The sequence below is a fragment of the Streptobacillus felis genome (assembly GCF_001559775.1).
Taxonomy (GTDB): Bacteria; Fusobacteriota; Fusobacteriia; order Fusobacteriales; family Leptotrichiaceae; genus Streptobacillus; species Streptobacillus felis.
On sequence record NZ_LOHX01000233.1, the window covers coordinates 64232 to 73884 of the forward strand.

At 25.2% G+C, this 9653-nt stretch carries 9 protein-coding genes; all 9 read left to right on the forward strand.

The genetic code is table 11. From position 1 onward, the window contains the following. Positions 1-5 precede the first annotated feature (5 nt). The 9 genes from tig to AYC60_RS04485 are packed head-to-tail and all read left to right on the forward strand — an operon-like array spanning position 6 to position 9397. Positions 6-1280: a trigger factor gene (gene tig / locus AYC60_RS04445; RefSeq protein ID WP_067321752.1), complete on the forward strand. Its 1275-nt coding sequence runs from the start codon at positions 6-8 to the stop codon at positions 1278-1280. Between the two features lie 57 nt (positions 1281-1337). Then, on the forward strand, positions 1338-1916 hold the full coding sequence (gene clpP, locus AYC60_RS04450) for an ATP-dependent Clp endopeptidase proteolytic subunit ClpP (RefSeq protein ID WP_067321754.1): 579 nt from the start codon (positions 1338-1340) through the stop codon (positions 1914-1916). Position 1917: 1 nt separating this feature from the next. Beyond that, entirely contained in the window at positions 1918-3150 is a 1233-nt protein-coding gene (clpX, locus tag AYC60_RS04455) for an ATP-dependent Clp protease ATP-binding subunit ClpX (RefSeq protein WP_067321757.1), read from the forward strand. Further along, positions 3150-5474: an endopeptidase La gene (gene lon, locus AYC60_RS04460; protein WP_082762567.1), complete on the forward strand. Its 2325-nt coding sequence runs from the start codon at positions 3150-3152 to the stop codon at positions 5472-5474. The genes clpX and lon overlap by 1 nt, the downstream gene beginning before the upstream one ends. Positions 5475-5488: 14 nt before the next feature. Then, positions 5489-6508 (forward strand): riboflavin biosynthesis protein RibF, encoded by a 1020-nt coding sequence (gene ribF, locus AYC60_RS04465; RefSeq protein WP_067321759.1) that lies wholly within the window; start codon positions 5489-5491, stop codon positions 6506-6508. Then, positions 6495-7199, forward strand: coding sequence for a segregation and condensation protein A (locus AYC60_RS04470; RefSeq protein WP_067321762.1), 705 nt, complete (start codon positions 6495-6497; stop codon positions 7197-7199). The genes ribF and AYC60_RS04470 overlap by 14 nt, the downstream gene beginning before the upstream one ends. After that, entirely contained in the window at positions 7144-8679 is a 1536-nt protein-coding gene (gene murJ / locus AYC60_RS04475) for a murein biosynthesis integral membrane protein MurJ (RefSeq protein ID WP_231724630.1), read from the forward strand. Before AYC60_RS04470 ends, murJ begins: the two co-directional genes overlap by 56 nt. A 20-nt stretch (positions 8680-8699) precedes the next feature. After that, entirely contained in the window at positions 8700-8987 is a 288-nt protein-coding gene (locus AYC60_RS04480; RefSeq protein WP_067321765.1) for a nucleotide pyrophosphohydrolase, read from the forward strand. Beyond that, on the forward strand, positions 8984-9397 hold the full coding sequence (locus AYC60_RS04485; RefSeq protein WP_067321767.1) for a hypothetical protein: 414 nt from the start codon (positions 8984-8986) through the stop codon (positions 9395-9397). The genes AYC60_RS04480 and AYC60_RS04485 overlap by 4 nt, the downstream gene beginning before the upstream one ends. Positions 9398-9653 lie beyond the last annotated feature (256 nt).

The following is a 9653-nucleotide window of genomic DNA, read 5'->3' on the forward strand; positions in this document are numbered from 1 at the left end:
GAAAAATGAAATTAGAAAAATTAGCAGGTTCAGAAGTAGCATTTGAAATATTAAAAGAAGGACAAGAGTACAAAACTTTAAGAGAATCAATTTTATCAAAATTCAAAAATGTTAAAGTAGATGGATTCAGAAAGGGACATGTACCAGCTGATGTTATAGAAAAAACATTCAAAACTGAAATCAGAGATGAATTAATAAATGAAGTATTAAAAACAGAATACACAGCATTAATTAGAGAAGAAAAATTAAGACCAGTTGCAGACTTACAAATAGTATCATTAGACTATGATGAAGAAAAATTAAAAATGAGCTTAAAAGTTGCAGTATTCCCAGAATTTGAATTACCTAAATATAAAGGTTTAGATATAAAAACTGAAGAAGTAACTGTTACTGATGAAGAAGTTGAAAATGAAATAAACAATATGGTAAAAAGAGCAAAAAGGTTTGAAAAAACTGAAAGAGAAGTAGCTCAAAATGGAGATATAGCTGTAATTAACTTTGAAGGATTCGTTGATGGAGTTGCATTTGATGGTGGAAAAGCAGAAAATCACAGATTAGAGTTAGGATCAAAAACGTTTATTGATACTTTTGAAGAACAAATAATTGGTAAAAAATTAGGAGAAGAATTTGATGTAAATGTTAAATTCCCTGAAGAATACCATGCAGAAAACTTAATAGGTAAAGAAGCTGTATTTAAAGTAAAATTAAATGAATTAGAAGAACCTAAAACACCTGAATTAAATGATGATTTTGCTAAATCAGCAGGTTCAGATTCTTTAGAAGATTTAAGAAAAGCAATTAAAGGAAACATTTTATCAAATAAAGAAAATCAAGCAACAAATAAAAGATTACAAACAATAGTAGAAACAATTACTGATGCAACAACTATGGAAGTTCCTGCTATTACAGTAGATCAAGAAATTAATGCTCAAATAGATAGATTTGCACAAACATTACAAATGCAAGGTATGAATTTAGAAGCTTACTTACAAATGACAGGACAAACTGTTGATAAGATGAGAGAAGATTTAAGAGAAAAAGCTGAAAAAGGTGTTAAATCAAGCTTTATATTATCTAAAATTGCTGAAACTGAGGCTATAGAAGTTACAGAAGCTGAATTTGATGCTGAATTAGAAAGAGTTGCAGGAATGTATGGAATGACAGTAGATCAATTAACTGTTGAATTACAAAAAACAGACGGTGTAAATAGATTCTTTGGACAAATTAATTCACAATTATTCTTTGCTAAAGTAAATGAATTTTTATTATCAAATAATTAATAATTATGGAAACTAGGCTTAGGTCTAGTTTTCCACTATATAGAAAGAGGAGAAAATATGAGTTTAGTACCTTATGTAATAGAAAATGAAGGTAATGGTGAAAGAACTTATGACATTTATTCTAGATTACTAAAAGATAGAATAATATTTTTAAGTGGTGAAATTAATACTGAAATGGCAAATGCAATTATAGCACAGTTATTATTCTTAAATGCACAAGATAAAGAAAAGGATATAACTATGTATATTAATTCACCAGGTGGTATGGTAACTGCAGGTTTAGGAATTTATGATACAATGAATCATATTTCATGTGATGTAGCTACTGTATGTATTGGTATGGCAGCAAGTATGGGAGCATTTTTACTATCTTCAGGAGCAAAAGGTAAAAGATTTGCATTACCTAATTCTGAAGTTATGATACATCAACCTTTAGGTGGTGCAAGAGGACAAGCAACAGACATACAAATAGTTGCTGAAAATATATTAAAAACTAAACATAAGTTAGCAGAAATTCTTTCAAAAAATACAGGACAAAGTTTTGAGAAAGTAATAGCTGATACAGAAAGAGATAATTATTTATCAGCTGAAGAAGCAGTTGCATATGGTTTAGTAGATAAAGTATTGGAGAAATAAAATGATAGATGAAAGAGAATATTACTGTTCGTTTTGTGATAAAAGTGAAGATGAAGTAAAAAATTTATATTCAAATGAAGATTCAACAGCTTTTATATGTAACGAATGTTTAGAAAATATTGAAGATAGTTTAGATGAAGGATTTGTTTCTAATTTTGATGACTTTGATTTATTAAAACCTAAACAAATTAAAGAAAAATTAGATGAATATATAATAGGACAAGAACAAGCAAAAAAAGTTTTATCTGTTGCTGTATATAACCATTTTAAAAGATTATCTCTTTTAGATAAGGAAGATAATGATATAGAGATGCAAAAATCTAATATACTTTTAATTGGACCAACCGGTTCAGGAAAAACGTTACTTGCTCAAACATTAGCTAAAGTACTTAATGTACCTTTAGCTATAGCAGATGCAACTACAATTACTGAAGCGGGGTATGTTGGTGATGACGTTGAAAATGTATTATTGAAGTTAATTAAAGCAGCTGATTATGATATAGAACTTGCACAAAGAGGTATTATATATATAGATGAAATTGATAAAATAGCAAGAAAATCTGAAAATACATCTATTACACGTGATGTTTCAGGAGAAGGAGTACAACAAGCATTATTAAAAATTGTTGAAGGTACAGTATCTTCAGTTCCACCACAGGGAGGAAGAAAACATCCAAACCAAGAAATGATTGAAATTGATACTACAAATATCTTATTCATAGTTGGTGGTGCTTTTGAAGGGTTAGAAGCTAAAATAAAGAGAAGACTAAATAAGAAACAAATAGGCTTTGGACTTGATGTTGAAAATAACGAAGAATTAGATGACATGACTATTTTTGAACATGTATTGCCAGAAGATATTAGAAAATTTGGTATCATACCAGAACTTATTGGTAGATTACCTATAATTACAGCATTATCTGAATTAAATAAAGAAGCTTTAGTTTCAATATTAACTAAACCAAAAAATGCTATTATTAAACAATATAAAAAATATTTTGATTTAGAAAATGTAGAGTTAATATTTGAAGATAATGCAATAGAAGAAATTGCAGAATTAGCTTTAAAAAGAAAAATTGGTGCAAGGGGACTAAGAAGTATTATTGAAAATACTATGTTAGATTTAATGTATGAAATTCCATCAAAAGATGACATAGATAAAGTGGTAATAACTAAAGAAATGATACTTGAAAAAAATGAGTTATTTATAAAAAGTGAAAGAGGGAAGAATTAATGAATAAAATGGAAATATTACCTTTTATTCCAACTAGAGAAGTAGTTTTTTTTCCACAAGCAGTTATGCCTATAATAGTAGGAAGAGATTTTAGTAAAAAAGCTATAGATTATTCTGTAGAACATACAGATGGAAAATTAGTTTTAGCAATACAAAAGCAATCTATTAATGAAGAAATTAATGGGATTGAAGATGTTGAAACTATAGGAGTTGTTGGTAAAATTATTCAAATTATGAAGACTCCTGATGGTAATTTAAGGTTAATAATTGAAGGGGAAGAAAGAATAAAGGTAACAGAGGTTATAAATGAAAATGGTATGTTTAAAGCTGAATATGAGCTATATCCAATTGAAAAAACTAAAAATAAAAACTATAATAAATATAAAATGTATTTAGAATCTTTAATCCAGGATTTGAATATAATAAATAATAAATTAATACCTGATAATTTAATTAAAGATATATTACAAATAAAACCGTTTGAGGTATTAATGTATACATTAGCTACAACATTAGATTTACCTGAAGATAATAGGGTAGAAATATTAAAATCTAATAATGTTGAAGAGATTTTTGAAAATTTAACTAGAGCTTTAAAAATAAGAATAGAGTTAGAAGAAATTGACAGGAATGTCGAAAAAAAAGTTAAACAAAATATAGAGGATAATCAAAGACAGTACTATATAAGAGAAAAAATAAAAGGTCTTTATTCTGAATTAGATGAAGATGATGGTGAAGATGAGATAAATGAGTTAATGCAAGAAATAGACTCAAGAAATTTACCATATGAATTATCAGAAAAATTAATTAAAGAAGTAAATAGATATAAAAAGATGAACAATTTTTCTGCTGAAGCTGGAGTAATAAAAACATATATAGATACTATACTTGAAATTCCATGGGAAAAAAGTATTAATGAAGATATAGATATTAAAGTAGCTGAAGATATATTAAATAAAGAACATTTTGGATTAAAATTAGTTAAAGATACAGTATTAGAATTTTTATCTGTAAATCAATTAAATAAAGAAAATAATAAGAAAATGGGGACTATTTTATGTCTTATAGGACCTCCAGGTGTTGGGAAAACATCTTTAGGAGAGTCAATAGCACATGCAATGAATAGAAAATTTGAAAGAATTTCATTAGGAGGAGTTCATGATGAATCTGAAATAAGAGGACACAGAAGAACTTATGTAGGTGCTATGCCTGGTAGAATTATTGAGGCTTTAAAAAGAGCAAAAGTAAATAATCCAGTAATACTATTAGATGAAATTGATAAATTAGATTCTAATGTAAAAGGAGATCCTGCTTCTGCTTTACTTGAAGTATTAGATCCAGCACAAAATAAATCGTTCAAAGATAATTATGTTGATTTTGAATATGATTTATCAGATGCTTTCTTTATTTGTACAGCAAATGATTATTCTGGTATTCCTAGTCCATTATTAGATAGAATGGAAGTAATTAATGTAGATTCATATACTATACAAGAAAAATTAATGATAGCTAAGAACTACTTAGTTAATCAAGCAAAACTTGAAACTAGTATTAAAGACGTTAAATTTTCAGACACAGTATTACTTGAAATAATTAATAAATATACTATGGAAGCTGGAGTAAGAAATTTAAAGAGAGAAATAGTTAAAATATTAAGAAAGATAGCTAAGTTAAAACTTGAAAAACCTGAGGATAAATTTACTGTTACTCAAAAAAATATTTCTACTTATTTAGGTCCTGAAAAATATAAAAAGGATAAAATGGTAGAAAAAAATTCAAAACTAGGTGTAGTAAAAGGTCTAGCTTGGACAGCAGTTGGAGGAACAACATTAGATGTAGAAGCAGTAAAAATGGATGGGAAAGGTCAAGTACAATTCACAGGTAAACTTGGAGATACTATGAAAGAATCAGCAAGTGTTGCATATACATTTGTTAGAGCAAATCATAAGAAATTAGATGTAGTTAATCCAAAATTCTATGAAGAATATGATATACATCTACATTTCCCTGAAGGTGCAACACCTAAAGATGGTCCTTCTGCTGGTATAACAATTACTACAGCAATAGTTTCTATACTTTCTGAAAGAAAAGTTAGACAAAACATTGCTATGACAGGTGAAATTACTATTACAGGTGAGGTACTACCTGTTGGAGGAATTAAAGAAAAAGTTTTAGGAGCTCATAGAATAGGTATTAGAGAAGTAATATTGCCATTTGAAAATAAAGGTGATACAGTAGAGCTTCCTGAGGAGATATTATCACAAATAAAAATACATTATGTAAAAAAATATTCAGAAGTTGAAAAAATTGTTTTTTCTGAATAGTTGAAAGGTAAAAAATGAAAATAATCTTAAAAGATATAAGTTATGCAGAGGATTTTGCTAAATTTAGTAATAATAAGATTTTAAGAGATATTGTATTTAAAGAAAAAAATATAGTGGTTTTAGGTAATTTTGATGGTGTCCATTTAGGACACCACGAAATTATTAGTAAAGCACTAGAATTGGGGAAAAAATTAAATCAAAAAGTATTGATATATACTTTTAAAGAATATCCAAAAAAAAGAGATACTTTAATTACAACATTATCTGAAAAATTATATATTTTTGATAAATTAAAAATAGATTATGTATACTTAGAAGATTTTTATGATGTTAATGAATTATCTCCAGAAGATTTCGTAGATAAAATATTATTAGAAAAATTAAATGCTTCTGAAATTTTCTGTGGATTTAATTATACATTTGGTTCAAATAAAAAAGGTGATGTTGTAAAATTAAAAGAATTACTTAAAGATAAAATAAACGTAAATGTTATCAATCCTATTTTATTTAATTTGAAAACTGATGAATTAAAAATAGTAGAAATAAATGAATTAAAAGAATATCTAGATAGAGATTATTGTGTTATTTCTAGTACTTTTATTAAAACTTTAATTGAGAATGGTAAAATGAATTATGTTCAAAAATTGTTAGGACATAAATATATAATTATGGGGAAAGTTGTGCATGGTAAAAAACTTGCAAGAACTTTAGGATTTCCAACTGCAAATCTTTCTTCTAAGAATAAAATATATCCACTTTTTGCAGTATATGGGGTTAAAATATATATAGAAAATGATAAAAATGAATATTATGGAATTATGAATATTGGGAAAAACCCAACTATAGAAAATGAAGGTTTACATATTGAAACACATATATTTGATTTTAATCAAGATATATATGATAAAATTATTGTAGTAGAATTATTTGAAAATATTAGATTAGAAAAAAGAATGGGTTCATTAGAAGAACTTAAAAATCAAATTCTAATGGATACCAAAATCTGGAAAGAGAAAATAAATGATGAATATTGATTTACAGATTAAAACTGAAAATTTTGAGGGACCATTAGATATTTTTTTACATTTAATAGAAAATAAGAAAATTGATATTTCAAAAATATACATATCTGATATTATAGACGAATATTTAGGTATAATAAATAAAGAAACAGAACAAAATTTAAAAATAAAAATAGAATTTTTAGCGATGGCAACAGAGTTGTTAGAGATTAAAGCATATTCAGTATTAAATGAAGAAAAGAAAATTGAAAAAGAACAAGATTTAGAAAAAAGAATATTAGAATACAAAGTTATTAAAGAAATAGCAAATGAGTTTTCAAAAAGAGAAATAGAGTTTAATGTTCCATACATAGTTAAAGGTACAAAAATTAAAGAACATGAAAATATTTATTATTCTATTGAAGATCTAAATTTAAATAATATTTTTGAAGTTTTTAAAAATTTGATTAATAATGTTGAACCAAAACAAAATTTAAAAATAAATATTGTTGATACGTTTACAACTTCAGATGCTTTATTTGAAATTGAAAAAGAATTTAAGTTAAATAAGGAATTAAATTTTTCTTCACTAATGAAAGGTAATTTTTCAAAAAGTAGAATTGTTTGCTTTTTTCTAGCTGTTCTAGATTTATTTAAAGAAGGAAATATTGAAATTATTACTAAAGACAATGATTTTATTATTAGAAAGGAATCATATGTTTAAATCAAGTTTAATTGTAATGATAATTAATATGTTAAGTAGAATATTGGGACTTGTCAGAGAAATAGTAATTGCAGCTTTTTTTGGTACAAGTGGTTATACAGATGCATATTTTGCGTCAACTAGAATTGCTAATTTTTTTACCACATTGTTAGGAGAAGGATCTTTAGGTACAGCCTTTATACCAATTTATGATGAAATAAGAGAAGAAAAGAGTGTAGAAAGGGCTAATGATTTTGTATATAACTTAACAAATCTATTAATTTCAGCTTCATTTACTATATCTTTATTTACAGCTTTGTTTTCTGATTTTACCTTAAAATATATATTAAGGTTTAAAGATCCAGAAATGTTAGGAACAGCTTCAATATTATTAAAAATAATGGCATTTTACTTGGTATTTATTTCTATATCAGGTTTAATTTCATCCTTATTGAATAACTATGGTAAATTTTATATTTCAACTTTAGTGGGAGTTGTATTTAATTTAACTATAATATTTGGGGCTATGATTACAAAAAATAAGCTAGGTATTTATGGATTAGGAATTTCTTTTCTTTTATCTGGTTTATTTCAGGTATTGATTCAACTTCCATCATTTTTTAAAATTTTAAAAAGATATAAGTTTGCATTTAATTATAAAGATGAATATGTTAAAAAGTTTTTATTACTTATGGTTCCAACATTAATTGGGATTTTTGGATATCAAATAAATGAACTTGTAGATACAGCGTTTGCAGGTAGTTTAAAACTTGGAACTATTAGTGCTATAAACTATGCATCAAGGCTGTATTTATTACCTATAGGTGTATTTGCTATTTCATTATCAGTTGTTATTTTCCCTAATCTATCAAAAGCGGTTGTTAAAAAAAATAACGAACTTTTTAAAGCTACAATAGAAAGAGGAATGAATTTACTAGTAATATTAATAGTACCATCAAGTTTAGGATTGATTTATTATTCTAAAGAAATAATATCATTGTTATTTAAAAGGGGAAAATTCACCACGGAAAGTGTTATAATTACTTCTGAGATTTTACAAGTATATGCAATTGGGTTAATCTTCTTTTCAACTATACATTTATTAACTAGAGCACATTACGCAAATAAAGATAGAAAATTACCTGTAATATCATCTTTAATTGCAATAGGAGTAAATATTACATTAGATTTTTTATTATATAAAAAATACACACATAGAGGTTTAACATTTGCAACTACTTTTTCAGCAATGATAAATTATATTATTTTACTAATTTCATTAAAAACAAGATATTCTGATATTAGTTTAATAAAATATATGAAATTTTTAATTATTTCTTTAGTTTATTCTATATTGTGTATATTTATTATAGAAAAATTTATTCACATAGATAATGCAAATATTGAAATAATAACTAAGTTACTAACATTTATTATTCTATATTTTTCTTTTTTATCTATAAAGTATTTAAAAGATAAGAAACAAATATTGGACAAATAATAGTATTAGAGGTGATATAAATGGAAAATTTATTAAAAAGATTGGAAAAATTTGTAGTTGAAAGAGACTGGAATAAATTTCACACACCAGAGAATCTTTCAAAATCAATTATAATAGAAGCTGCAGAATTATTAGAAAACTTTCAATGGGGTGAAGTATCATATGACAGTGAAAATGTAGAAGAAGAAATTGCTGATATTATGATATATTGTTTACATTTAACTAATGTTTTAGGATTAGATCCATTAGAAATAATAAATAAAAAAATGGATAAAAATGAAATTAGATTTGATAAGGTGAAAAAATGATTAAAGTGAATAAGCATATTTTATTATTAATTGCTGGTATTCTATGGTTAATTGCTGGATCAAGTGTATTAAAAATTGGGATAACAACAGAAATAAGATGGACACCTATTTTAGTTGCTTTATCATTAATTATTTTTTATATTTTTAATAAAAATATTTTTTCTAAATTAGTGGTAAAACATACACATAGAATTATGAGTTATAAAGAAGAAAAAAAGGAATTATATTTGTTCTTTGATAAAAGTTCATATATAATAATGTTTTTTATGATGACACTAGGGATATCTTTAAGAAAATTAAATTTAGCCCCTTTATATTTCATTAAATTTTTCTATACAGGGTTAGGAAGTGCATTATTTTTAGCAGGGGTAAGATTTATAAAAAATTATTTTGTAAACAAAATAAAATAGGGCTGTTCCGAAATAGCCTAAAAAAATTATGGAGAATTCTAAAATTTTTAGAATCCTCCATTTTTTTTAACAATTTTTAACCTTTTATTTCAATCTAAATAAATATACTTAATTTTGTGCAACACCAAACTGAGGGTTTATACCCTCAATAAAAAAATATTACTTATACTTTATGCTACTACTTCTTTTAATTTATATAAATCTATATTTTCTCTATTTTTTCTTTTATCATTTATATATTTTCTTAAATTACACC

Coding starts and splice junctions, on each gene's coding strand:
- tig (WP_067321752.1), top strand. CDS start 6: ATGAAATTAGAAAAATTAGCAGGTTCAGAAGTAGCATTTGAAATATTA.
- clpP (WP_067321754.1), top strand. CDS start 1,338: ATGAGTTTAGTACCTTATGTAATAGAAAATGAAGGTAATGGTGAAAGA.
- clpX (WP_067321757.1), top strand. CDS start 1,918: ATGATAGATGAAAGAGAATATTACTGTTCGTTTTGTGATAAAAGTGAA.
- lon (WP_082762567.1), top strand. CDS start 3,150: ATGAATAAAATGGAAATATTACCTTTTATTCCAACTAGAGAAGTAGTT.
- ribF (WP_067321759.1), top strand. CDS start 5,489: ATGAAAATAATCTTAAAAGATATAAGTTATGCAGAGGATTTTGCTAAA.
- AYC60_RS04470 (WP_067321762.1), top strand. CDS start 6,495: ATGATGAATATTGATTTACAGATTAAAACTGAAAATTTTGAGGGACCA.
- AYC60_RS04480 (WP_067321765.1), top strand. CDS start 8,700: ATGGAAAATTTATTAAAAAGATTGGAAAAATTTGTAGTTGAAAGAGAC.
- AYC60_RS04485 (WP_067321767.1), top strand. CDS start 8,984: ATGATTAAAGTGAATAAGCATATTTTATTATTAATTGCTGGTATTCTA.